Genomic DNA, 24941 nt, shown 5'->3' on the forward strand with positions numbered 1-24941 from the left:
CCCTTTCATGACCGACCCCATCAGAAGCGAAATTCGCGGCTCTGCCCTGATCGTGACCATCGACAACCCGCCGGTTAACGTGATCTCACAGGCTGTGCGGGCGGGACTGCTTGGGGCGATTAACGAGGCCGAGGCAGCACTGGCCGAAGGCCGTATTGACCGCGTCGTGATCACGGGTGCAGGCCGGGCCTTTGTGGCCGGGGCAGATGCAAAGGAATTTGATGGCCCCGCGTTAGAGCCGCACCTTCCCGACGTGGTGAATGCACTGGCCGAACTGCCTGCCATTGCCGCGATCAATGGCGCAGCGCTTGGCGGCGGCTATGAAATCGCGCTTGCCTGCCGCTATCGGGTCGCCGCACCGGCTGCGGTGATCGGGTTGCCAGAGGTGACGCTTGGCGTCGTCCCCGGATCGGGCGGCACACAACGCCTGCCACGTCTGATCGGGCTCGAAAAGGCTCTGCCGCTGATCTCAACCGGGCAGACGCTGAAGGGCAAGGCTGCTCTGGAACAGGGCATGGTAGATGCCATTGCCGATGACCCGGTGCAGGCGGCGCTGTCACTGGATATCGCGCGACTCGGGCCGGCAATCGGTGACATGCCCAACCCCACTGCTGCACCTGATGCCGTCAAGGCTGCACGGGAAAATGCGAAGAAACGGATGCGCGGCCAGTTCGCGCCGTTGAAAGCTATCGAGCTGATGGAGGGGGCGGCCACGCTGTCCCTGCGAGAGGGCATGGAGGCCGAGCGGGCAGCGTTTCTTGAGCTGCGCTCGGGCGGTCAGGCGCGTGCCCTGCGCCATATCTTCTTTGCCGAACGCGCTGCGGGCGCCTCTGCCGAGCTGAAGAAGCTGGAACCGGCGACGGTAGATCATGCGCTTGTGGCGGGCGGCGGCACGATGGGGGCGGCGATTGCCTATGCGCTGAACACTGCCGGGATTGAGATCACGCTTCTGGAAAACGATGCGGAGGCCGAAGGTCGCGCCCGCACCAATGTCAGTAAACTGTTCGATGAAGCGGTCAGCAGGGGCAAGCTGGAACGGACCGAGGCAGATCGCCGCCTGGATGAGACCTTTCATTTCATCAATGGTGCGGATACCGCCCTGCCCGCAGTCGATATCGTGATCGAGGCGGTGTTCGAAAACCTCGATGTGAAGCGAGAGCTTTTCGCGCGGCTGGCGAAAGGGCTGCCGGATGACACCATTCTTGCGACGAACACCTCTTACCTTGACGTGAACAGGATTGCCGAAGTGGTGCACAATCCCTCACGCTTTCTTGGGCTGCATTTCTTCGCGCCCGCGCATCTGATGAAGCTGGTCGAGGTGATCCGCGCGGAAGAGACATCGAAGCAGACGCTTGCCACGGCATTTGCGCTGACAAAACGGCTGGGCAAAATCGCCGTTGAGGCTGGGGTCTGTGACGGTTTTATCGGCAATCGTATCCTGACCCGCTATCGGCAGACGGCGGATGTGACCCTTCTGGAAGGTGCCTTGCCCGCGCAGGTGGACAAGGCCATGAGGAGTTTCGGTATGGCGATGGGCCCTTATGCGGTCCAGGACCTGTCAGGTCTGGACATTGCCTATGCCAATCGCAAACGAAAACGCGACGCCGGGATCGAATTTACCGGCCGTTATGTGCCTGTCGCCGACCGTATGGTCGAAGAACTGGAACGATTGGGACGCAAGACTGGCGCAGGCTGGTATGATTATGACGACAGCAGGGCGGCGCCGTCATCTGCGGTCGACGACGAGGTGCGCCGCGCATCTGCCGAGGCCGGGATCACCCGCCGCGAATTCACAGATGAAGAAATCGCGCGTCGGCTTGCCCTGTCCATGATTGCCGAAGGTGCGGATATCGTTGAAGAAGGCATCGCCAACCGCCCGGCTGATGTCGATCTGGTGCTGGTTCACGGCTATGGTTTCCCACGCTGGCGCGGCGGTCCGATGCGGCTGGCCGATGAGTGGGGCTTGCCGAAGCTGCTGGAGGAATACAAAGCGCTCGCCGCTGAGGATCCGCAAAGCTGGACCGTCCCGCCACTAATCCAGAGGTTGGCCAGCGAGGGCCGCAGGTTCCGCGACCTGAACGGCTGACACCTCAGACCGATTCAGCGATAAGCATGATCGCAATGACGAAAAGCAGCGCCATGATCATCCGGTCAAAGACCTTGGCACCGGTCCGCCTGACCAGTGCGGCGCCAATCGGCATTCCCAGAAACAGCGGGATACAGGCGACGATGCTGATCAGAAAAATCTCCCACGACATGATGCCGACGCCAGCAAGCGACGGCAGTTGAACGATGGCCATGGAAGCGAAAAGGGTCGAAATCGTCGCAATGAAACGCTCCCTCGGCATATGTATCGCGTGCAGATATGTCACCGATATCGGTGCCGAAATCCCCGCTGCACCCTGAAGTATCCCGGCAGCGAAGCCTGCCGGCGCCGCGATTGCGCGTGCCAGACCGTAATCCAGTGCCCAATCGGGTTTCATCAGGCGGAACGCCACATAGAACAGCGCCAGCAGTGCCACGATTATCGACAGCGTTTCAGCCGGAAGCGCGGCCAGCAGCAACGTTCCGACAAATGCGCCCGCGCCTGCAGCACCGGCCAGTCGAACGACAAAGCCGGTATCGCTGATGCTGCCGCGATATTGCCAGCCCTGCCAGATGTTTGACGCCAATGCAGGTAATGCGAAGGCCGCAACCGCGTAAGGAACATCAAAATAAATCGACATGATCGGTATGACCACCACGGGCGTTCCGGCCCCGATGGCACCTTTCAGGATGCCGCCCAACAGAAAGGCAACCATCGTGACCAGCATGGCCTCTACCATGAAACGGCGTCCTTTTGGCGCGACCTAGCCCAGCAATCTGACAAGGAAAAGTGAGATCCAGGGCATCGTGATCAGGAAGGCAATGCGAATGAAGTCGCTGAGAAGGAAGGGCAGCACGCCGCGGAAGCTTTCGACCATCGTCACATCCTTCGCCATGCCGTTGATGACGAAGACATTCATGCCCACGGGTGGTGTTATCAGCCCCACCTCTACCACGACCACGGCAAGAATGCCGAACCAGATCAAGGTATCCTCTCGGCTCATGCCGAAATCCAGACCCGCGATGATCGGATAGAAGATCGGCACAGTCAGCAGCAGCATGGACATGGAATCCATGACGCAGCCCATCGCCAGATAAAGAAGCAGAATTGCCAGCAGGACAAGCATCGGGGACAGCCCACTGTCGACAATCGCCTGTGCCGCCAACATCGGAGTCTGGGTGGCCGAAAGGAAGGCGTTGAACATCTCTGCCCCCAGCATGATCAGGAAGATCATGGCCGAGGTCCGCGCCGCACCCTGAAGGCAGTCGAGCAGACCGGACAGGCGCAGCCCGCCGTGCACGACCGCAAGGACAAAGGTTCCGAATGCACCGATGGCAGCGGCCTCTGTCGGGGTGAACCAGCCGCGATACATCCCGACGATTACCAGCAGGAAAATCAGCGCAATCGACCATGTTTCACGAATGGCGGTCAGCTTTTCGGCGCGGGTCGCACGCTCTGCTGCCGGGCCTGCATCGGGGTGACGGCGTACGAACCATGCGATGGCAAGCATATAGCCAAGCGCCGCAAGGATACCCGGCACCATCGCGGCCACGAACATGTCGCCAATGCTTTGTTCGGTCATCAGCGCATACAGTACCAGAATCACGGATGGCGGAATCAGGATGCCCAGCGTACCACCTGCCGCGACTGAGCCCGTCGACAGCGCCCCGGAATAGCCGTAGCGCCGCATCTCTGGCAGCGCGACCTGTCCCATCGTGGCCGCGGTGGCCAGCGAAGATCCGCAGATCGCACCAAATGCGGCGCTGCCCCCAATGGTCGCCATAGCCAGCCCACCCCGGCGATGGCCAAGGAAGGCGGCAGCCGCGCGATACAAGGCACGGCTCATCCCGGCATGGGTCGCAAATTCTCCCATCAGCACAAACAGCGGGATCACCGAAAGCGAATAGCTGGAGAACTGATAATATGTGTTGGTCTTGAGGTAAGCCAGCAACGGCATCGTGCCGTTCATCAGCCAATAGCCCGAAACCCCCGTCGCCAGCATCGCAACCGCAATCGGCACGCGGAATGCCATGAGCACCAGAAGCGCGGCGAAACCCGTTAGTCCGGCGGCAATGCCCGTCATGCCCGTGCCTCTTTCAGATGTCCGATCATGGTGAAGAAGGTGGTGATCGCAAGAACGACGAAGGCAGGCAGCATGAGCGCCGCACTGATCCAGACCGGCGCGCGCAGGACCATGGATTGTTCGCCATAGCTGCGGAACTCCACCACGCCATGCCACATACGCCACAGGATCAGCAAACCGATCAACAGGTAAATCAGATCACCGATGGCTTCGAGGAAATGATTCACCCTGTCCCCCGCCTTCATGGTGAAGAAATCGACCAGCACATTCCCGCCGGAGACCTGACACCATGGCAGGAAACAGGCGATGAGCACAGCAGAGCCCATCTCTACCATTTCGTAGTCGCCAGGAATGGGGGCGCCGAACACACCGCGCTTTACCACGCTGGCGACGGTCATGAACATGATCGCCAGCAGAACCAGCCCGCCAAAACCCGCCAACCAGCGACACAGCGTAACCAGCCAACCCGGCACAGGAACCTTATTGGGCTGTTCTGTCAGCAGTTCGGTTTGGTTATCCGGCACCCCCGTCATTTTTACTGCGCCCCTGCTTCCAGCATGGCGCGGGCGTCGTCCAGCATTGCCTGGCCGTCATGTCCAGCGGAATCCATAGCCTCGACCCATGCGTCAACGACGGGCTGCGACGCCTCGCGCCACGGGCCAAGCTGGTCTTCCGGGATAACGGTAATGGTCGCACCGGCATCGACATATTTCTGCCGCTCGACCTCCTCGGCATTGTCGAATGCAGGGCCCGCAATGGCGGCAAGCGCGGCGCCGGAATTGTCGTCGATCACCTGTTTCAGATCGTCCGGCAGCCCGTCATATTTCGCCTTGTTCATCACAAGCGCCATGACAGAGCCCGCTATGCCGCCGTTTTCCGTACCAAGTTCGGTATGGCCCTGGGTCACATCCTCGATCCGCAGAGAACCGACAACCTCCCACGGGATGACGGCCCCGTCGATCACGCCGGTGCTCAGCGACTGCGCCACTTCCGGCACCGGCATCCCCACCGCCGTTGCGCCAAGCGCATTCAGCCCGTCGGTCATGACCCGCGACGGTGCGCGGATCTTCAGCCCGGCCAGATCCTCCAGCGAGGCGACCTGCTGGTCTGCCATGTGAAACTTGTAGGCCGAGGGCGCATGGATCAGCAGGGGATGCACGTCCTTCAGCTCGTCCCCCAGATATTTGGCCTGAAATTCCTGAAGGGCATTGGTTGTCGCGGTTGCCGTGGTCGACATGAAGGGCAGCTCGAACACCTCAGAGACAGGGAAGCGACCGGGCGTATAACCAAGCAGTGTCCAGGACACGTCTACGATGCCGTCGCGTGCCTGGTCGTATAGCTGGGGTGGTTTGCCGCCAAGCTGCATCGAGGGGTAAAGCTGCACGTCAATGCGACCGCCGGACGCCTCTTCCACCATGGTTTCCCACGGCATCAGCACATCTTTGTGCATGGGTGCGTCTGCCGACAGGAAGTGATGCACGCGGATGGTCACCTCTTGCGCGGCGACTGGCGTGGCGACGCCAAGGGCCACGATGCCTGAGATAATAAATCTTTTCATTTCATTTCCTCCCTAAGTTTGTTCCCGTAATGTCCGGCGATGCGCTCTGCCTCGCCGATATTCCGCTCAGGCGTCAGAATTGTCGCCCAGTCATGTCCCGGCACCAGCGATGCCAGTGCTTCGGCCAGTGTCAGCTTGCCATCGTTCTGCATGGCGGTAAGCGCCTTGCCGACGACCTTCATAGCGTCCGTACGCGGCATCGTGCCAGCAACGACAAAGCCCGCAGCCTCTGCCATCATCATGCCACGGTCGGCGGTGAAGCTGGCGGCGATGCGCTCAGGATTGGCCCGCAAGCTCTGCGCCAGATCAAGCCCGATCCGCAGGCAGGCCGCAGCGCGTTCCAGCATATCGGGCAGCACCGCCCATTCAATTTCCAAGGCAGAGCCGTCACGTTCATACGCATGAACCATGGCCTGATGCAGCGTGCCGACCGCACCCGCATTCAGCCGCGCCAGGGTCACCAGCGTTTCAGCCGCGACCGGGTTCGATTTCTGTGGCATGGTCGATGAGCCGCCACCCATGCCAGCCGTGACCTCGCCCAGTTCGGACTGGCCCAGAAGCACCAGATCGGCACCTATCTTGCCCAATGCACCCGTGGTCATCGACAGCCAGCCGCCGAGTTCGGCGATCATGTCGCGCGTGCTGTGCCACGGCACATCCGGCGCACCCAGTTCAAGTTCTTCCGCCATAGCCTGACGAAGCGCGCCTGCCTGCTGACCAAGGGCGGCTGACGTCCCGGCAGCGCCATATAGCGACACGTTCAGCACGCGGGGAAGCATCTCATCCAGCCGCAGAAGCTGACGTGCAAGCGGTGCCCGCCAGACGGCGATTTTCGCACCAAAGGTGGTCGGCGCGGCAATCTGAAAGCGGGTATGTGCAGGCATGGGCAGCCCCGCATATTCACGAGTCTTGGCGCCCAAAGCGCGATCCACCCCATCAAGGCGCGAACGCAACAAGGCAAGCGCCTGCGAAAGCTGGATTGCCAGACCCGTATCCACGATATCCTGAGATGTCGCGCCGAAATGCACCCATCCCGCGTGCTCGCCCGCTGCCTGTTTCAGCGCAACGACGACAGGTTGCGCCGCTATGCCCGCGCGGGCAACGCCGGGTGCAAGACTGGCCGGATCGGGGCGCAGCTCCTCTGCCGCGCGGACGATTGCCTTAGCGGCCCCGTCAGGGATGATGCCAAGCTGGCCCTGAGCGCGCGACAAGGCTGCCTCTGCCCGCAACATGGCGGCAAGGGTGGCCTCGTCCGACAGCAGCGACGCCATTTCAGCGTCGCCAAGCAGTTCAGCGAACAGGGCAGTTACCATATCAGGCAGCCCTTAGCCCAAGTATCTGCCGGGCCTGTTGATAGCTGGCGACGGGCCTTTCGTATTTTTCGCAAAGCTCCACCGCGCGCGCCACAAGTGCCGCATTTGAAGGGGCCAGTTTGTCCTTGTCCAGTCGGACGTTATCCTCCAGCCCGGTACGTGCGTGGCCGCCTGCGGAAATCGCCCATTCATTCAGAACGATCTGATTGCGGCCAATGCCTGCGGCGCACCATGCGACATCATCGCCGAACAGACGCTTTACGGTGTGAATGTAGTAATCGAACACGTCGCGGTCGACCGGCATTGCATTCTTCACACCCATGACGAACTGGACATATGGCGTATCCTTGATCTGCCCCGCCTTATGCATCGCTGCTGCTTGCAGGATATGGGACAGATCGAAGGCCTCGATCTCTGGCTTCACATCGTATTTCAGCATTTCAGAGGCCAGCCACTCGACCAGATCCGGCGGGTTTTCATAAACCCGCGTCGGGAAATTGTTCGATCCCACCGACAAGCTGGCCATATCCGGTGACAACGGCAGCATACCGCCGCGTGCATTGCCGGCCCCGGAACGCCCGCCCGTCGAAAGCTGGACGATCATGCCCGGACAGTGCTTTTCGATCCCCTCTTTCAGCGCCGCAAAGCGCTCGGGGTCGCTGGTTGGCTTGCCTTCATCGTCGCGGACATGGCAATGCGCGATGGTAGCCCCCGCCTCGAAGGATTCCTGAACGGATTCTACTTGCTCGGCCACGATGATTGGCACGGCAGGGTTGTTTTCCTTGGTTGGGAGTGAGCCGGTAATGGCCACGCATATGATACAGGGTTTATTCTCAGACATCGAAGAAGACCGTCTCATTGTCGCCTTGCAGGCGGATTTCGAACCGATAGAGGGGGACACCGTCGCGCTCCCCTTGCCGTTTTGCAAGTAGCGTGGCGCGGCGGTTTTCCCATTCGATCAGGTTGAGGACAGGGTCTTCAACATTGGCCTGTTCCTCATCGGCAAAATACATGCGCGTGTTAAGGCCGATATTGATGCCACGCGAAACGATCCAAAGGCTGATATGCGGAGCCATTGGCGCGTGGCTTTCCATCCGGCCCTGCCAGTCGGGATTGCTTGCCGCGACTTTTTCGGACACGCCCGAGCCCAGCTTGACGCGCGGACGCACCTTGCCGGGCTTCACCGTGTCAAAACCCCATTCCCCGGTTTCGAAATCGGTGATGATCCGGCCCCAGCCACGAAAGCCATCCTCAACCTCGCCACCGCCTTCTGGATGGGCATAGATCCCTTCGGAGTTTGCCTGCCAAGCCTCAAGCAGCACGTCCTTGACCGGACTGCCCATGCCGTCGATCACCACACCTTCGACCCGAATGCGTTCACCCTTTGCATTCGGTCCGGCAATGTCATGACCCAGTTCTTCGCGGTAAATATCAAAACCCGCGGCCCCCGGCGCAAGGCCGATATGGACGTAAGGTCCTGCGGTTTGCGAGGGCGTTTCTTTCAGATAGTCAAGCTGCTGCTTCATCTCAGTTCCCCTCCAGCCGGTTCTCGAACAGGGTGGATCGCCGTCCGCGCAGGACGATGTCGAACTTGTAGGCGATACAATCCAGCGGAACAGAGGCGTTCATGTCCAGCCGCGCGATCAACTGTTCGATGGCGTCGGGGTCCGGGATGGTTGCCACAATCGGGCAAAGCGGAATCAGCGGGTCGCCTTCGAAATAAAGCTGCGTAATCAGCCGCTGGCTGAAGCTGGAGCCAAAGACAGAGACATGGATATGCGCCGGTCGCCAGTTATTCACCCAGTTCCGCCACGGATAGGCGCCGGGCTTGATGGTGCGGAAGTAGTAATAGCCGTTCTCATCCGTGATCGTCCGCCCGCAGCCGCCGAAGTTCGGGTCAAGCGCACCCAGATAAGTGTCCTTCTTGTGCCGATAACGGCCCGAGGCATTCGCCTGCCATATTTCGACCAGCGTATTCGTCACCGGCCGGGCATTTTCGTCCAGCACACGACCATGAACGATGATGCGTTCGCCGACCGGGTCCTGATCCTTGGCGTAATTCTTGATCAGGTCATTGTCGATCGGGTCTATATCGTTGTGGCCAAAGACCGGGCCAGTAATTTCTGAAACGGATTGCTGCAGCGAAATCATGCTATATCGCGGGCTGCGTGCAACCGAGGTCTTGTAATCAGGCGTATGTGCCGGAGGCTGACGGGTGCGGTCGCGCTGATAATACTCTGCCGGCTTCATTGGCTACCCTCCATCTCGGCGTAGGTTTGCTTTGCCAGTTTCAGTGCATGGTTCGCGCGTGGGACCCCTGCATAAATCGCGACGTGCTGGAACGCTTCAAGCACGTCGCGCTTGCTTGCCCCGGTCCGCGAGGTGGCACGAATATGCATGGGAATTTCTTCGAAGTTTCCAGTCGCGGCCAGCAGCGCCAGCGTCAGCATTGACCTTTCGCGGCGGCTTATCCCATCTGACGCCCACACATTGCCCCAGGCGCCTTCGGTAATCAGGGTCTGAAAGGCATCGTCGAACTCGGTCCTATCGGCCTCGGCCCGGTCGACATGGGTATCGCCCAAGACCTCTCGGCGGACCTTCATGCCGATGTCATAGCGCTCAGACATGGCCGACCTCTTGCAGGAATGCGCTTAGGATTCGTGCATATTCGGGTGCCGCCTCGACGCAGGGCAGGTGGCCAGCACCGTCGATTTCTGCGTAGCGCGCACCGGGGATCAGCTTGCCCGACGCCTGAACAAGTTCCGGCGGCGTGGAACCGTCCAGGCCACCCGCAATCATCTGCACGGGCAGAGACAGCGCCGGAACATCCTTGCGAAGATCGGCCCCCGCGATTGCCTGACAGCAGGCGATATAGCCATCGGCGGGCTGGCGTTCCAACATGCGCTGCCACAGCGCAAGCTCTGGCGTGGCGCGGAATTCAGGCGAGAACCAGCGTTCCATCGTCGGTGCCGCGACGACGGACAAGCCGCCCTCGCGGATCGCGTCCACCCGGTCATTCCACATCTGATCCGTGCCGATTTTTGCCGCGCTGTTAGAGACGACAAGCGACTTCAGCAAATCCGGACGCCGCAACGCAAGGCTTTGCCCGATCAGCCCGCCGATGGACAGCCCGACAAAAACCACATCCTTCAGCCCCAACCCCTCGATCAACCCGGCGGCATCATCGGCCAGTTGCTCGACCGTATAGGGACCGGTGGGAGCGGCGCTCAGCCCGTGACCGCGCTTGTCGTATCGCACCAGACGCAGGCCATCCGGCAGCAGTGGCAGCAACGCGTCCCAGAGCCGCAAATCCGTGCCGAGGGAGTTGGAAAAGACCACCGCTTTGCCATCCCGCGGTCCATGATCAGTATAATGCAACCCGATCCCGTTCGTGTCGATTGTCAGCATCAGTACGGTAACCCCACATAGTTTTCGGCGAATGCGCGCTGCTGCGCCTCGTTGTCGCGCAGGAATGCGATGTCGGCGGCCTGCATCTTCAGATCAAACTCGCTCATATCCGGATAGCGGTGCAGCAATCCGCTGAACCACCAGCTGAAGCGCTCTGCCTTCCAGACCCGAAGCAACGCCTTTTCGGAATAGCGGTCAATCCCTTCGCTGTCCTTGTCCTGATAGAACTGAGCGAGTCCGTGGTAGAGGTAGTGCACATCGCTTGCCGCAGTATTCAGGCCCTTCGCGCCGGTTGGCGGCACGATATGGGCGGCGTCGCCGCACAGGAACAGGCGACCCCAACGCATCGGCTCTGTCACGAAACTGCGCAAGGGCGCGATGGATTTTTCGATGCTGGGTCCCGTGACCAGACGATCTGCGATTTCCTGTGGTATACGGTTGCGCAACTCACTCCAGAACGCTGTATCCGTCCAGTCCTCGACATGATCTGACAGCGCACATTGAATATAATAGCGCGACAGGTTTTCATTTCGCATGGAACACAACGCGAAGCCGCGCTCAGAATTGGCGTAGACCAGTTCTTCATGAACAGGTGGTGTTTCGGAAAGAATACCCAGCCAACCGAAAGGATAGGTCTTTTCATATTCCCGCCGCACATTCAGCGGGATGGTATTGCGGCTGACACCGTGGAAACCATCGCAGCCAGCGACAAAATCGCAGTCGATGCGCTTTTCCTGTCCGTTCTGCTCGTAGGTCACATGGGGCGCATCGGTATCTGCGTCGTGGATCACGACATGATCCACCTCGAACTCCGTCTGTGCACCTGCGGCTTCACGCGCGTCATAAAGATCCCGCGTCACCTCGGTCTGGCCGTAGACAATCACCGGCGTGCCGGTCAGCGCCTTGAAATCGACGTGGAACATTTCGCCACCAAAGGCGATCTGGGTTCCGTCATGCACATAGCCTTCCTGATGCAGGCGGGTTGCAACGCCCGCCTCTTCCATCAGGCGGACAAGTCCTGTTTCCAGCACGCCCGCGCGGATACGGCCAAGCACATATTCGCGCGTCTTGCGCTCCAGCACGACCGCGTCGATCCCCTGCCGGTGCAGCAACTGGCCCAGAAGCAACCCGGACGGGCCCCCGCCAATGATCACGACCTGAGTGCGCATATCGGACCTCCAACCCCAACAGCTTCAAAATTGCATATGGAAATCGGCATGAAAAATGAGATTATGTGATTTATAATTACCAAATCAGGTAAGTAATGGATCGACGCATCAAGCTGAGACATATCGAAGCCTTCGTAGAGATCACGCGGCAGCAAAGCCTTAAGCGTGCGGCAGAACGACTTAATCTGACGCAGCCCGCCATCTCGCGGACGCTGGCTGAGCTGGAGGAGATATTGGGCAGCCGCCTGCTGACGCGCGGGCGTGGCGGCGTCAGCCTGACCGCACAGGGCGAAGCGCTGTTCGATTTCGCACAGGCTGGGCTTGGGTCGCTGGCGCGTGGGCTGGAAGCGGCGTCTGCACGGCAGCGGCTTTCCATCCCGCGCCTGCATGTCGGCGCATTGCCATCCGTATCGGCGCGGCTGCTTCCCGGCGTGGTGGCGATGCTGGAAGGCTCTTCGCAGGATTTTCAGCTTACAATCGCCGATGGGTCCCACGAACATCTGACGGATCAGCTTCGCGCCGGAACGCTTGACCTTGTTCTGGGTCGCTTGGGTGCGCCCGATACAATGCGGGGGCTCAGTTTTGCCCAACTTTATCTGGATGAGGTGGTCTTCGTGGTGCGACCGGGGCACCCGGTGCTTGATTCTCCGTCATTGTCGCGGCTGGCTGAGTTCACCGTTATCTTTCCCCCGCCCTGGGCCGCGATCCGACCGTTTGTCGAGCAATTGCTGATCGCGGAAGGCGTGCCGATTCCGCCGCACCGGATCGAGACCGTCTCTGGCGCATTTGGCCGCGCCTATACTGCGCAAAGCGATGCGATCTGGGTGATTTCCTCTGGTGTGGTTGGAAATGAGATTGCCGAGGGGCGACTGCTTCGCCTGCCCTTCAGCACGCGCGGCACCGAAGGGCCGGTGGGCCTGATGCGACGCGACGCCGACCGGGAAACGCCACAGATGAGGGCATTTGCGCAAGCCGCACGCGCCGGGGTGGAAAGGCTTGGTCTGGCGTAAATGTTCCTGTTTTCGTCGCCGTATCAGATGGCATCAGGCTGTCTGGATGGGTGCGCATCCTTAAATGCCGGCATCGCTTCGCAGGTGGCGCGTATTTCGTTCAGCCGTCCATAGGGTGCCGTATCCAGCCCAAAGCGGTCCGCCGAAAAAAGCTGAGGGGCGAGGCATATATCGGCAAGGCTCGGAGAATCGCCGAAAACAAAGCCCCCGCCATGTGATTGCGCGGCAGCAATCGCTTCACACGCGGCCAGGCCTTCGGCAATCCAATGCTGGCACCATCCATCGGCACCGGCCTGATCCTGACCGTGGTTCTGCTTGATATAGTTCAGCACGCGCAAATTCTGCAGCGGATGCACTTCACACGCGATGATCTGGGCAAAGGCGCGGATATGTGCGCGCTCAATTGCAGTGCCGGGTAGCAGCGGCGGTGCGGGATTGGTTTCGTCAAGCCACTCGATCATGGCCAGGGATTGGCTAAGGACGTTTCCATCAACCTCTAGCGCGGGCACCAGCCCTTGCGGGTTCAGGCTGCGGAAATCATCTGACTTTTGCAGCCCTTCGCGCAAGTTCACGAAAACCGTCTCTGGCTGAACGCCCTTCAGGTTGAACGCGATGCGGCAGCGATATGCCGAGGACGAGCGGAAATAACCGTAGAATTTCATTGATCAGACCTTTTTTGACTATGGACCCGATAGCGGCCCAACCAAGATTTACAAACCCTGCGCATCATCCCCGACTTCACTTCGGCGCCATTCGAACGGCATTGTCGAGGCGAATGACCTCTCCATTCAGGACCGGGTTCTCGACGATCTGCTGGACCAGCATCGCGAATTCATCCGGGCGACCCATGCGCGAGGGAAAGGGAAGGCTGGCTTCCAGCGATTTCTTGAAATCGGGGGTCAGACCGGCGGCCATCGCGGTTTCGAACAACCCCGGCGCGATGGTCATCACGCGAATGCCAACCCGCGCCAGTTCCCGCGCCGCTGGCAATGTCATAGAGGCGACACCGCCCTTTGACGCGGCATAGGCCGACTGGCCGATCTGGCCGTCCTGATAGGCGATGGACGCCGTGTTGATCACGACCCCGCGCCCACCATCAGCATCCAGCGGCTCTTGCGCGGCCATGCCACGCGCCGCGTAGGACATGACGATATAGGTGCCGATCAGGTTGATCTTCACCGTCTTTTCAAACGCATCAATCGGCAGGTCGCCGTCGCGCGGAAGGATGCGCCCAGCGGTCGCCACGCCCGCGCAGTTCACCGCGATGCGTGGTGCCGCACCCAGCTTTGCTTCTACCTGGGCGAATGCGGCCTCAACGGCGTTTTGATCGGTCACATCCGCGCCCAGGGCCAGCCCGCCGATGTCATCCGCCACGGCCTGTGCGGCATCAAGGCTGCGATCCAACACAGCCACCCTTGCGCCGTGCCCCGCCAGCCGCCGCGCCGTCGCTTCGCCCAGGCCGCTTCCCGCGCCGGTCACTAACGCTATCTGTTTGTCGATCTTCATGAATATCCCCCCAAACGCCGACTGCGTCTTAGCAGCATAGCCAGGACAAGTGCGAGGTCCACCAGCGGCGGAGATGGAGGTAAAGACCTGCGCCAGCGTTCCCGTCGGCGAAACACCGCGTTCGACCGGGCAAGATTGACTTCCGGCGGGTGAATGACTTCGTTCAACGCAAGGCGCCGCATCGGCGCATTCAATGGTTAGGACACATCATGACCACAGGCATACATCACGTCACTGGGATCACCCGCCGTGTGCAGGACAATGTGGATTTCTATGCCGGGTTTCTGGGTCTGCGCATTGTGAAGCAGACCGGCGGCTATGAAGATGCCGAACAGCTTCACCTTTTCTACGGCGATAGCTCTGGCAGCCCGGGCAGCATTGTCAGCTTCCTTGTCTGGGAAGCTGGATCCCCCGGCCGCACCGGCTTGGGTCAGGTCAGCGAAATCGCATTCGCGGTCCCGCCCCACAGCATCGGCGACTGGCTGCAACGTGCGATGAGCGCTCATATCCCGGTCGAGGGGCCATTGCGCGAATTCGGTGAGACGGTGCTGCGGCTGAAAGATCCCGACGGCATCATCGTCAAGCTGGTTGGGCTGGATATGCCCGCCGCCTCGGCCCTGCCGGACCCAATCGCGCCGACCCGCATCCGCGCCGTCACGATCCTGACCGACAATCCGGAAGAGACGGCGGCATTCACGGCCCGCTTCGGCTATCGCAGTGAAAGGACAGAGGGCAACAGCCACCGGATGCAGTCGGATACAGATGCCGTCGATATTCGCGATGCGCGTGGCTACTTCCCCGGCATTCCGGGAACGTCCATCTTCGATCACGTCGCCTTCAGGGCGCCGGATGTGGATGCCGTGCGCCAGATGCGGCTGGATCTTCGCGATAGCGACGGGCTGACGAATGTCCACGACCGGAAATACTTCCTGTCGCTTTATGTCCGCGAACCCGCCGGAACGCTGTTCGAATACGCCACCGATGCGCCCGGCTTTACTGTTGATGAACCCATGGCGCAGCTTGGTCAGACGCTGATGGTACCACCGTCTGAATCGAGCCGCGCCGCTGATCTGAAAATAATGCTGCCGCAATTCGCCCTTCCTGGCGAGGAAAGGATCCCCATGAGAGACCTGCCCTTCACCCACCGCTTCCACCACCCCAAAGATCCGGATGGCAGCGTCATCATCCTGCTGCACGGAACCGGGGGCGATGAAACGGACCTGATGCCGCTTGCGGCCAAACTGAACCCCCGCGCGACGTTGCTTGGCGTGCGCGGCCGCTCGACAGAAGAAGGAATCAACCGCTGGTTCCGCCGCTTTGATGCGGTCACCTATGATCAGGCGGATATTGCGGCCGAATCTGCCGCTTTCGTGGCCTTTGTCGAAGGTGCCATCAAAGGATACGGGCTTGAGGCATCGAAGCTTACCTTCCTTGGCTACTCCAACGGTGCAAACCTGCTGGGCGCCGTGATCCAGATTCACCCCGGCACAATCCGGCGTGCCATCCTTCTTCGCGCCGTGCAGGCACTGGAAGCTGCGCCGGAAAGCGCGGCGTCGGATACGCAGGTGCTGATGCTCACCGGCACGCGCGACCCGTTCAGCCGTATGGCACCCGCTTTGGAAGATGCTCTGAAGAAAGGCGGGGCCGATCTTGACGCGCGCCTTATCGAGGCGGGCCACGAACTTGCGCCCGCCGATATCGAAGTCAGCAGGGAATGGCTGGAACGCCTGACGGAAGGTGCCTGAGACGCACCGTCGACACTGCTGCTGGACCGCGAATTCACGGTCCAGCAGCCGCTAAAGCTCTGCTGCGAAATCCTTCACAAATTTCGCCAGGGCATCGCGGGACTTTTCATCCGCAAGATTACCCTCGTCGTCATAGACGTTGCCTGCGCGCGAAACGAGCATACGTACTTCTGACCACAGCTCTGCCTTCAGGGTCCGCAGCACGGGAAGCCATGCGTTCTGCGACAGGATCGTGCCGAAACCGCCGGGCGATGCGCCCATCACCGCGACCGGCTTTCCAACGAACATCTTCAGCCCATCGCCGCGTGACATCCAGTCGATCGAATTCTTGAAAACGCCCGGTATCGAATTGTTGTATTCCGGCGTTGCCAGAAGCAGACCATCAGCCGCCGACAGTTGAGATTGCAAACGCTCGACAGCTTCGGGCAGGCCATGAGCCGCCTCTTCGTCGGCATTATACAGGGGCACCTCGCGGATATCGCCGATCTCTATTGTAACGCCTGCGGGCGCCAGTTCTGCCGCCGCACGAAGCAGGCCGGTATTGAACGAAGCTTTGCGCAGGCTACCGGATAGGCCGAGGATGACTGGCATAGATGCTCCCTGACAATAGTGACATTTGCGCTCACCTTATCGCAGTTTTGGTTAACCGCAATCCGCCAGCTATGCCCAGAGTTTCAGGTCTCGCAGTCGAGGACAGATACATCGCCCGCCAACACTATGAATAATCATAAGTTAACTTCCACTTGCCTGATGGACGTGAAACTCTCAATCTGAGCTTGCACTCAAAGCATCGACAAATTCCCACCCAAAAGGCAGGAGCCACGCGATGAACGAACCCCCTGGATTTCCCAGCCGTCGTAGTTTCCTTAAAGCCTCAGCCGCAACTGTTGCCTTTTCTGGCATCGCGGCGACGGCACAGGCTCAAACGGCAGAGCCACCGCCACCGCTTGAAGATTACGAACCAGAGTATTTCACCGCCGAGGAATGGGCATTCATTCTGGCCGCGACCGCCAGGCTGATCCCGTCAGACGGCGAGGGTCCCGGCGCGATTGAGGCGCGCGTGCCTGTCTTTATCGACCGTCAGATGGTGGGCGATTACGGCTCTGCCGATGACTGGTATATGGAAGGTCCGCATGACGCGGCGGCCGATCCATTGCTGGGTTGGCAATCGCCCCTTCCGCCCGCGCAGGTCTATCGCGAAGGCATCGCCGCATTTGATGCGTGGTGCGAAAGCGAGCATGGCGGGATTTTCACCGAACTTGCGCCAGATGCACAGGACGCGGCACTGACCTCGCTTCAGAAAGGCGACGTTGGCCTTCAGCCGGAGATCCGGGATTTCTTCACCATCCTGCTGCAGAACACGAAGGAAGGCTATTTCGCCGATCCGATGTATGGCGGAAACCACGGGATGCAATCATGGGTCTATATCGGTTTCCCCGGTGCGCGGGCGAGCTTCCGCGAATGGGCCGGCAGACATGATACACCCTACCCGCTGGGACCTGTATCCATTTCCGGGGAAAGGGCCTGAGCATGGCACGCGAGGAAAAGAAGAAAGACGTCGTCATCGTCGGGCTTGGCTGGACCGGTTCGATCATCGGGATGGAGCTTGCGCAGGAAGGGCTGGAGATTGTCGCCCTTGAGCGCGGCGAGGATCGCGAAACGGTCCCGGATTTCAAATATCCCAATATGATTGATGAGCTGCGCTATGGCGTGCGCGTCAAGCTGATGCAGCCGCCCGCGCTTCAGACCCTGACCGTGCGCCGCAGCGCGGCGGAAACGGCTTTGCCATACCGCGTCCTTGGGTCATTCCTGCCGGGTCGCGGGGTCGGCGGTGCCGGCACGCATTGGAATGGGCTGAACTGGCGGCCCATGCCGGAAGAGATGGGCCTGCGCAGCTATGTCACCGAGAACTGGGGCGAAGAGATCATCCCCGACGATATGCTGCTGGGTGACTATCCCGTAACCTATGACGAGCTGGAGCCGTTTTTCGACCGTTTCGAGCGCGTGGCGGGTATCTCTGGTCAGGCAGGCAATATCAACGGCAGAATCGTGGCTGGCGGCAACCCGTTCGAGGGCTGGCGTTCGCGCGACTATCCGATGCCGCCCATGCCGCCGACCTATGACAGCACCAAGTTTGCCGATGCCGCGCAGGCAATGGGCTATCATCCGTTCCCGGCCCCTGCCGGGATTGCATCGACCGCTTATGTCAATGAGTACGGGATGCAGATGGGGCCGTGCAATTTCTGCGGCTTCTGCGAGCGTTTCGGCTGCTATCAATATTCCAAATCCTCACCGCAGACAGCGATCCTTGATGCGCTGAAGCGAAAGCCCAATTTCAGCTATCGCACCCATGCAGAGGTCCTGCGGGTCGAACTGGCAGAGGACGGCAAGACCGCGACAGGCGTGACCTACTACGACGAATCGGCGCAGGAAGAGGTGTTCCAGCCCGCCGATATCGTGGTGCTTGCCTCTTATCAGCTGAACAACGTCCACCTCATGCTGCTGTCGGGGATTGGTCAGCCATATGATCCCGCGACGGGCGAAGGCGTCACCGGTAAAAGCTATGCCTATCAGATGAATGGCGGGATCTCGATGTTCTTCAAAGAGGACATCTTCAACCCCTTCGTCGGCCACGGATCGAACGGTCAGGTGATCGACGACTTTGCCATCAACCAGATCGATTTCGGCGCCGAAGGGTTTATCGGCGGGTCATACTGGCGGTCGGGCACGTTCAATGGACAGCCGATCCGGTCCATGTCGCTGCCGGCGGGCACACCGTCTTGGGGACCCGACTGGAAGGCCGCGATCAAGGAGTGGTACGGACACGCCATGTCCATCGGCTCTCACGGGTCGCATATGGCCTACAAGACCAATCACCTTGATCTCGACCCGACTTACAGGGACCGCCACGGCAGGCCGCTGATGCGCATGACCTTCAACTGGAACCCGAACGATTTGCGGATGAACCAGTTCATGAAGTCAAAGATGGAGCCGCTGGCCGAATCCATGACGCCGGATGTGATGCAGTCCGGCTTCAAGGATATCGGTGCGCAATATGATGTCCGGCCCTATCAGACCACGCATAACACCGGTGGTCACATCATGTCGGAAAGCCCGGCAGAGGGCGTCGTCAACCGCTATTCGCAGGTCTGGGGACAGCACAACATCTTCGCCACGGGCGCGGGCAACTTCGTCCAGAACACGCAGTATAACCCGACCGGACTGGTTGGCGGGCTGGCCTATTGGACAGCTGACGCCATCCGCTCGCAATATCTGTCCAACCCGCGGCCATTGGTCTGAGGAGGAGGGAATATCATGATTAACCTGCTTCGCTTTCTGGCTGCGCTTGTCCTGATCGGCCTTGTCCTGCTGGTGGCATTCATCTTCTTGCCGGTCCGCACGACGCCACCAACGGCAGAACTTCCCGATGACTGGACCCCGGCAGAGGGTCAGGGGGAATATGCAATGTATGCCGCAGACTGCATGGCCTGCCACACGGCAGAGGACGGCGAACCCTTTGCCGGTGGTCTGGCCGTCGCAAGCCCGCTTGGCACGATCTGGTCTACGAATATCACGCCGGACAAGGAAACCGGGATAGGGAACTACACGCTCGATCAGTTTCGGGCGGCGCTCTATGACGGTATCGCGGCGGATGGCACGCATCTTTACCCGGCAATGCCTTACGAAAACTACCGTAAGCTGACCGAGGAGGACGTTCGGGCGCTGTATCATTACTTCATGAATGAGGTTGAGCCGGTCTCGAACGAAGTGCAGACCACCTCGCTTGATTTTCCGTTCAATCAGCGTTGGGGCATCCGGGCGTGGAACTGGCTGGCATTGCGCGGAGATGCGGGCTTCACACCTGCCGGCGCGTCGGAGATTCAGGATCGCGGTCAGTATCTGATCGAAGGACCGGGCCACTGTGCCGCTTGTCACAGCCCCCGAGACCGTTTCATGACGCAGAAAGGCACGTCACTTGGGGAAGAGGGTTTCCTGACCGGCGGTGTCGTCGGCGGCTGGGACGCGCCCGCCCTTCTGGGTGAGGGCTCTGTCTCCGAATACTGGGATATCGACCAGATCGCACAGTATCTGGCGACGGGACGAAACGTCCATGATACCGCGAATGGAGAGATGGCCCTGGTCGTCCGCGATTCGCTCCAGCACCTGACGGACGAAGACAACATTGCGATGGCCGCCTTCCTGAAAGGTTCCGATGGGGCAGAGGTGACATTGCCTGAAACGCTGATGCCGGAAGGGACGCAATCACTGCCCGCGGCTGAGGCGGATGAAGCAGGTCAGGAAACCGCTGCGATGCTGACAGAGGCATCACCCGATATGCCACTTGGTGCGCGGCTGTATCTGGACAATTGCAGCGGCTGCCACTTTGTCACCGGCAAGGGTGCGCCGGGGATATTCCCGGAACTGGCTGGAAGCGCTCTGACCAATGGCAGCGAAGTTTCGCCGCTTGTTTCGATCATCCTGAACGGAACGTCCGGGCCTTCGACCACATTGCGTCCCATGCGGCTGGTCATGCAGGGCTATGCCGACAGGCTCTCCGATGAAGAAGTGGCAGAGCTTGCCACCTTTGTACGCTCCGCGTGGGGCAACGAGGGTTCTGCCGTAACGGCGGATCAGGTCAGCGCGCTGCGTTCTGACGCCGGGCATGGTGAGGCTGCGCAGGCGCAATAGAGGACGCCAGAAACGCGAATGAAAACGGGGCGGCGGTTAATTCCACCGCCCCCTTTTCATAACAGCGCCTGCTTTCAGCCGTGCTGCGCTGTAACGGTTTTCAAACGCGAAAAGCCATACAGCGCCTCGAACCCTTTTTCGCGACCGTGGCCAGACTTGCCGACTCCGCCGAAAGGCAGTTCGACGCCCCCGCCCGCACCATAGTTGTTGATGAACACCTGACCGACATTCAGCCTTCGCGCCATACGCATCTGTCGAGCGCCGTCGCGCGTCCAGACCCCGGCGACAAGGCCGTAATCTGTGCCATTGGCGATCCGGATCGCCTCGGCCTCATCGTCGAACGGGATCAGGACCTGAACCGGGCCGAAGACCTCCTCCTGTGCAAGGCGATGATCCGGTGGAACATCGGCAAACAGGATCGGCGCGACATAATGCCCAGCGGCAGGTGCACGATCCGCGATGACCCCTTCCGCCGCGACAGTAAGTTCGCTTTTGCCAAGGACAATGTAGTCGCTCACGATCTTCTTCTGCTTGGCAGAAACCAGCGGCCCAAGATCAAGATTTTCCGCCGCTGGTCCGACACGCAGCCCCGCATAAACCTCTGCCATTCGGCGGCGAACCTCATCATAGATGCCCCGCTGAACCAGAACGCGCGACGCGGCAGAGCAGGTTTGTCCGGCGCCCTGAATACACGCGCCCACCAATGTCGGCAGGGCTGCTTCAAGGTCGACATCGTCAAACACGATATGCGGGCTTTTCCCGCCGAGTTCCAATGTGACGGGAACGACGTTCCGCGCCGCGGCCTCTTGTATGTGCTGTCCGGTCAGGACCGATCCGGTGAAAGAGACATGATCGACACCCGGATGGGTCGACAGTGCCCGGCCAACATCGGCCCCGTATCCCGTCACCACATTCAGCGCCCCGGCCGGCAGACCAGCCTCTGCCGCCAGTGCCGCGAATGCCAGCGATGAAAGCGAGGCATCCTCTGCCGGTTTCAGCACACAGGCATTGCCCATCGCAAGTGCCGCCCCGACAGAGCGCCCAAGGATCTGCATCGGATAGTTCCACGGAATGATATGCGCCGTCACACCATGCGGTTCGCGCAGTGTATAGACGGTGAAACCTTCCTGATAAGGAATGGTCGTGCCATGCAGTTTATCCGCCGCCCCGCCGTAGAACTCCAGATAGCGGGCAAGCGCGACTGAATCGTTACGGGCCTGTTTCATCGGTTTGCCGACATCGGTCGATTCCAGAAATGCCAGCTCTTCCGCGCGCTCTTTTACCAATTGCGCGAGGCGGGTCAGCAGGCGACCCCGCTCGACCGCGGGGGTGCGGCCCCAATCCCCTTCAAGGGCCAGCTGCGCGGCTGCGACGGCCTTGTCGACATCATCCGCCGATGCCTGTCCGATTTCACCGACCACTTCACCGGTCGAGGGGTCCTCGACCGCAATCGTCGCGGCATTGCCGGGGTCTTGCCACGCACCGCCGATAAAGATTTTCTTGGGGTCAAACCACAGCGTTTGCTGGATATTCATCAGGTTTCCTCCATCCGCGGATGCCCTTTGCCGCACGCATCGGGATATCTTACCAGGAAAACATTGCCCATACCCGACACCGAAGCGGTCGACAAATTCGGTTGTTGTTGAGAATACTGTGCCAGCACCTGTGTCGTCTGAACATGGCTGGCCCAGGTCCGTAAGGGGGGCTGAATGAATCTTTTACGACGCGGCGCCGAATGGCTGATGGTTGTGACCCATAATATCGCGGCCCTGTTACTTGCGGTGGCGTCAGGCATGGTCATCTATCAGGTGTTCACGCGCTTTGTGCTGGGCGATGCCTCTGGCTGGTCAGAGGTCGCCGCGCGCGGAACAATCATCTGGATGGTCTTCATCGCGGCTGGTGTCGGCTTTAGAACAGGCGCGATGATTTCGCTGGAGTTTATTCGTGGCGTGTTGCCGCCCCCGTTGCGGCGGGTTGTGCTGCTGCTTGTCGGCGGGCTTGTGCTGCTGTTTCTGTGTATCCTGGGCTGGTACGGGATCCAGATGGTGCTGCGCGTGCAGAATCAAAGGGCCGCAATGCTGGGCGTGTCGATGAGCTGGCTTTACGCTGCCATTCCCGTGGGATGCATCATTGCCATTCCGGGGGTGATCCTTGCCCTGATCGACCCGCCGCGCCGCCCTGAAGAGGATCTGCCCGAATGAACGCAGCCCTTGCCGTCTCGCTTGTCGTTCTGTTCGTGCTGTCTGTGCCGGTCGCGGTCGCAATCGGTCTGTCTGCAATCTTCGGCATCACCTTTTTCTCGACCATGCCCTTGCTGGTCGTCCCGCAGAAGATTTTTACCAGCCTCGACAGCTTCCCGCTGCTGGCCGTGCCGTTCTTCATCCTCGCGGGCAACCTCATGTCGCGCGGCGGCGTCTCGACCCGGCTGGTCGATTTCGCCAAGTCCATCATTGGCGGGATGCAGGGCGGGTTGGCCAGCACATGCGTGGTCACCTGCATGATATTTGCCGCCATCTCAGGCTCATCGGTTGCGACGACGTATGCCATCGGCGCAATACTTATCCCTGCGATGGTCGCGCATGGCTACCCGACGCCAATGGCCGCCACGATTCAGGCTTCCTCGGCAGAGCTGGGTGTGATCATTCCGCCGTCCGTGCCAATGATTATCTACGCCGTCTCAACCGAAACCTCGGTCACGAAGCTGTTCATGGCCGGCATCGTACCCGGCATGTTGATCGCAGCGATGCTGGTCGCGATGGTCCAGATCTGGTGCCGACTCAAAGGCTACGGCACGCGCGACGGCGAGGCGAGGCTATCCATAATTACCAGCACTGGACGGGCTTTCTGGGCGTTGCTGTTGCCGATCATTATCCTTGGCGGCATCTATGGTGGTGTGTTCACCCCGACAGAGGCATCTGCCGTCGCGGTCGGATATGCCCTTTTGGTTGGCATGTTCATCTATCGCGAAATTACACCGCGCGACCTGCCCGAGATATTCCGCACCGCCGCAGTCTCGACCGCCGCGATCATGCTGATCATCGGCACTGCCGGTCTGCTGTCGTTTCTGGTAAACCTTTCGGGCCTGCCCCGCGTCATCGGCGGCTGGGCCGAGGGGAATTTCACCAGCCCGTGGGCGTTTCTGCTTTTCGTGAACCTGCTGTTGTTCGTCGTCGGCATGTTTATCGAAACCTCTGCGGCGATCCTTGTCCTTGGCCCCATCCTCGCCCCCATCGCCATCAGCTATGGCATTGACCCGGTGCATTTCGGTGTCGTGATGATCGTTAACCTTGCGATGGGAATGATCACCCCGCCACTTGGCGTCAATCTGTTTGCTGCCGCGTCAGTTGCGCAGATTCCCGTGCAGCGGATGTTCCGCTCTCTGCTGATCCCACTGCTGACCGTCGTGGTGGCGCTTTTGCTGATTACCTATATCCCTGACATCAGCCTGTTCCTGACGCGGGGTCTTTAATTCATGGAGATGGACGGAATGGAGAAAGAACGGGTCGGGATCATCGGGGTTGGCCTGATGGGACACGGCATCGCGCAGAACATTGTGGCAAAGGGCTGGCCGCTTTCCTATCTGATTCATCCGGGCAACCAGCCGACTGACAGATTGGACGAAGCAGGCGCGCGCCCCTGCGAGACAACGGCACAGCTGGCGAGCCAATGTGATATACTGCTGCTCTGCGTCACCGGCACCCCGCAGGTAGAGGATGTGCTGACCGGATCGGGCGATCTCCTCTCGGCTCTGCGCAAGGGGATGGTTGTCATCGACTGTTCGACCGCGATCCCGGAGTCGACCGTCGCGATGGCTGAAAAGGTCACGAAAAGCGGCGCTCATTTCGTCGACGCCGCGATGACGCGGACCCCCAAAGAAGCGCAAGAGGGGCGGCTGAACCTGCTGATCGGCGGCGATGCAAAGGTGGTTGAACGCATCACACCGCTGCTTTCGGCTTTCTCGGAAAACCGTTTCTACGCTGGTGCGGTCGGCTCTGGCCACCGTCTGAAGCTGCTGCATAACTTCGTCTCGCTCGGCTCGGTTAGCCTGATTGCAGAGGCAGCGGCCTGCGCGCGTGCTTCCGGCATTTCCGACGAGGTGCTGGTCGATTGCCTGCGTCGCGGCGGCGGCTATGGCGCGGGTCTGGACCGTATGGCACCGTTTTTGCTGGACGGACAGGTCGATCAGCTTCGCTTTTCGGTTTCAAACAGCCTGAAGGATCTGAGCTACTATAATGCGATGGCGGAAGAGGTTGGCACCCCCCACCTGATTGCCGCCGCCGTTCGGCAGATCATGGACAATCTGGTCAATGCCGGTCACGGGCAGGAAATGCTGCCGCGACAGGTTGATCTGATGGCTCAATCCAAGGAATAGCG

General features: G+C 60.3%; 24 protein-coding genes. 9 read left to right on the top strand and 15 right to left on the bottom strand.

The genetic code is table 11. The annotated features are described in order from the left end of the window. Positions 1-7 precede the first annotated feature (7 nt). Entirely contained in the window at positions 8-2086 is a 2079-nt protein-coding gene (locus PAF20_RS14155) for a 3-hydroxyacyl-CoA dehydrogenase NAD-binding domain-containing protein (protein WP_271071248.1), read from the top strand. A gap of 4 nt (positions 2087-2090) precedes the next feature. On the opposite strand, the gene PAF20_RS14160 is transcribed toward PAF20_RS14155, so the two are convergent. Genes PAF20_RS14160 through pobA form a run of 11 tightly spaced genes read right to left on the bottom strand, consistent with a single transcriptional unit; the run spans position 2091 to position 11617 of the window. Next, positions 2091-2825 carry a sulfite exporter TauE/SafE family protein gene (locus tag PAF20_RS14160; RefSeq protein WP_271071249.1) on the bottom strand — a complete coding sequence of 245 codons (735 nt, stop codon included), beginning with the start codon at positions 2823-2825 and terminating at the stop codon, positions 2091-2093. 24 nt (positions 2826-2849) lie between these two features. Continuing rightward, a complete protein-coding gene (locus tag PAF20_RS14165) occupies positions 2850-4169 on the bottom strand; it encodes a TRAP transporter large permease (RefSeq protein WP_271071250.1) in 1320 nt (439 codons plus the stop codon). Continuing rightward, positions 4166-4702: a TRAP transporter small permease gene (locus PAF20_RS14170; protein ID WP_271071251.1), complete on the bottom strand. Its 537-nt coding sequence runs from the start codon at positions 4700-4702 to the stop codon at positions 4166-4168. Before PAF20_RS14170 ends, PAF20_RS14165 begins: the two co-directional genes overlap by 4 nt. Before the next feature lie 2 nt (positions 4703-4704). Beyond that, positions 4705-5727, bottom strand: coding sequence for a TRAP transporter substrate-binding protein (locus PAF20_RS14175; protein WP_271071252.1), 1023 nt, complete (start codon positions 5725-5727; stop codon positions 4705-4707). After that, positions 5724-7040 carry a class-II fumarase/aspartase family protein gene (locus PAF20_RS14180; protein ID WP_271071253.1) on the bottom strand — a complete coding sequence of 439 codons (1317 nt, stop codon included), beginning with the start codon at positions 7038-7040 and terminating at the stop codon, positions 5724-5726. The genes PAF20_RS14175 and PAF20_RS14180 overlap by 4 nt, the downstream gene beginning before the upstream one ends. A 1-nt stretch (position 7041) precedes the next feature. Next, positions 7042-7881, bottom strand: a complete 840-nt coding sequence (locus PAF20_RS14185; protein WP_271071254.1) for a 3-oxoadipate:acetyl-CoA acetyltransferase — start codon at positions 7879-7881, stop codon at positions 7042-7044. Next, a complete protein-coding gene (locus PAF20_RS14190; protein WP_271071255.1) occupies positions 7874-8566 on the bottom strand; it encodes a protocatechuate 3,4-dioxygenase subunit alpha in 693 nt (230 codons plus the stop codon). The genes PAF20_RS14185 and PAF20_RS14190 overlap by 8 nt, the downstream gene beginning before the upstream one ends. Position 8567: 1 nt before the next feature. Next, entirely contained in the window at positions 8568-9290 is a 723-nt protein-coding gene (gene pcaH / locus PAF20_RS14195; RefSeq protein ID WP_271071256.1) for a protocatechuate 3,4-dioxygenase subunit beta, read from the bottom strand. Further along, positions 9287-9667 (bottom strand): 4-carboxymuconolactone decarboxylase, encoded by a 381-nt coding sequence (gene pcaC / locus PAF20_RS14200; protein WP_271071257.1) that lies wholly within the window; start codon positions 9665-9667, stop codon positions 9287-9289. Before pcaC ends, pcaH begins: the two co-directional genes overlap by 4 nt. Then, the gene (gene pcaD, locus PAF20_RS14205) at positions 9660-10448 is read right to left on the bottom strand and encodes a 3-oxoadipate enol-lactonase (protein WP_271071258.1); all 789 of its coding nucleotides are present in this window, start codon (positions 10446-10448) and stop codon (positions 9660-9662) included. Before pcaD ends, pcaC begins: the two co-directional genes overlap by 8 nt. Beyond that, on the bottom strand, positions 10448-11617 hold the full coding sequence (gene pobA, locus PAF20_RS14210; RefSeq protein WP_271071259.1) for a 4-hydroxybenzoate 3-monooxygenase: 1170 nt from the start codon (positions 11615-11617) through the stop codon (positions 10448-10450). The genes pcaD and pobA overlap by 1 nt, the downstream gene beginning before the upstream one ends. Positions 11618-11712: 95 nt before the next feature. Here pobA and pcaQ point away from each other — a divergent pair, with 95 nt between their 5' ends. Then, positions 11713-12627 carry a pca operon transcription factor PcaQ gene (pcaQ, locus tag PAF20_RS14215; RefSeq protein ID WP_271071260.1) on the top strand — a complete coding sequence of 305 codons (915 nt, stop codon included), beginning with the start codon at positions 11713-11715 and terminating at the stop codon, positions 12625-12627. A gap of 23 nt (positions 12628-12650) precedes the next feature. On the opposite strand, the gene maiA is transcribed toward pcaQ, so the two are convergent. After that, positions 12651-13289 carry a maleylacetoacetate isomerase gene (maiA, locus tag PAF20_RS14220; protein ID WP_271071261.1) on the bottom strand — a complete coding sequence of 213 codons (639 nt, stop codon included), beginning with the start codon at positions 13287-13289 and terminating at the stop codon, positions 12651-12653. A 76-nt stretch (positions 13290-13365) separates the two neighbouring features. Beyond that, positions 13366-14133 (bottom strand): SDR family NAD(P)-dependent oxidoreductase, encoded by a 768-nt coding sequence (locus tag PAF20_RS14225; protein WP_271071262.1) that lies wholly within the window; start codon positions 14131-14133, stop codon positions 13366-13368. Positions 14134-14342: 209 nt separating this feature from the next. Between PAF20_RS14225 and PAF20_RS14230 the strand changes: the two genes are divergently transcribed. Further along, the gene (locus PAF20_RS14230) at positions 14343-15878 is read left to right on the top strand and encodes a VOC family protein (protein ID WP_271071263.1); all 1536 of its coding nucleotides are present in this window, start codon (positions 14343-14345) and stop codon (positions 15876-15878) included. A gap of 51 nt (positions 15879-15929) precedes the next feature. Here PAF20_RS14230 and PAF20_RS14235 read toward each other — a convergent pair whose 3' ends face one another. After that, positions 15930-16469 carry an NADPH-dependent FMN reductase gene (locus tag PAF20_RS14235; RefSeq protein WP_271071264.1) on the bottom strand — a complete coding sequence of 180 codons (540 nt, stop codon included), beginning with the start codon at positions 16467-16469 and terminating at the stop codon, positions 15930-15932. Positions 16470-16704: 235 nt separating this feature from the next. On the opposite strand from PAF20_RS14235, the gene PAF20_RS14240 reads away from it, so the two are divergent. Genes PAF20_RS14240 through PAF20_RS14250 form a run of 3 tightly spaced genes read left to right on the top strand, consistent with a single transcriptional unit; the run spans position 16705 to position 20567 of the window. Next, positions 16705-17406: a gluconate 2-dehydrogenase subunit 3 family protein gene (locus PAF20_RS14240; protein WP_271071265.1), complete on the top strand. Its 702-nt coding sequence runs from the start codon at positions 16705-16707 to the stop codon at positions 17404-17406. Positions 17407-17408: 2 nt separating this feature from the next. Continuing rightward, on the top strand, positions 17409-19178 hold the full coding sequence (locus tag PAF20_RS14245; protein ID WP_271071266.1) for a GMC family oxidoreductase: 1770 nt from the start codon (positions 17409-17411) through the stop codon (positions 19176-19178). Between the two features lie 15 nt (positions 19179-19193). Beyond that, the gene (locus tag PAF20_RS14250; RefSeq protein WP_271071267.1) at positions 19194-20567 is read left to right on the top strand and encodes a cytochrome c; all 1374 of its coding nucleotides are present in this window, start codon (positions 19194-19196) and stop codon (positions 20565-20567) included. 74 nt (positions 20568-20641) lie between these two features. Here PAF20_RS14250 and PAF20_RS14255 read toward each other — a convergent pair whose 3' ends face one another. Continuing rightward, positions 20642-22096 carry an aldehyde dehydrogenase family protein gene (locus tag PAF20_RS14255; protein WP_271073337.1) on the bottom strand — a complete coding sequence of 485 codons (1455 nt, stop codon included), beginning with the start codon at positions 22094-22096 and terminating at the stop codon, positions 20642-20644. A 180-nt stretch (positions 22097-22276) separates the two neighbouring features. Between PAF20_RS14255 and PAF20_RS14260 the strand changes: the two genes are divergently transcribed. The 3 genes from PAF20_RS14260 to PAF20_RS14270 are packed head-to-tail and all read left to right on the top strand — an operon-like array spanning position 22277 to position 24939. Beyond that, a complete protein-coding gene (locus PAF20_RS14260) occupies positions 22277-22768 on the top strand; it encodes a TRAP transporter small permease (protein ID WP_271071268.1) in 492 nt (163 codons plus the stop codon). Beyond that, positions 22765-24036, top strand: coding sequence for a TRAP transporter large permease (locus tag PAF20_RS14265; RefSeq protein WP_271071269.1), 1272 nt, complete (start codon positions 22765-22767; stop codon positions 24034-24036). The genes PAF20_RS14260 and PAF20_RS14265 overlap by 4 nt, the downstream gene beginning before the upstream one ends. An 18-nt stretch (positions 24037-24054) precedes the next feature. Continuing rightward, complete coding sequence (locus PAF20_RS14270; protein WP_271071270.1) at positions 24055-24939, top strand: NAD(P)-dependent oxidoreductase; 885 nt, start codon at positions 24055-24057, stop codon at positions 24937-24939. Positions 24940-24941 lie beyond the last annotated feature (2 nt).

This window comes from Paracoccus albus, assembly GCF_027913035.1.
GTDB classification, from domain to species: Bacteria; Pseudomonadota; Alphaproteobacteria; order Rhodobacterales; family Rhodobacteraceae; genus Paracoccus; species Paracoccus albus.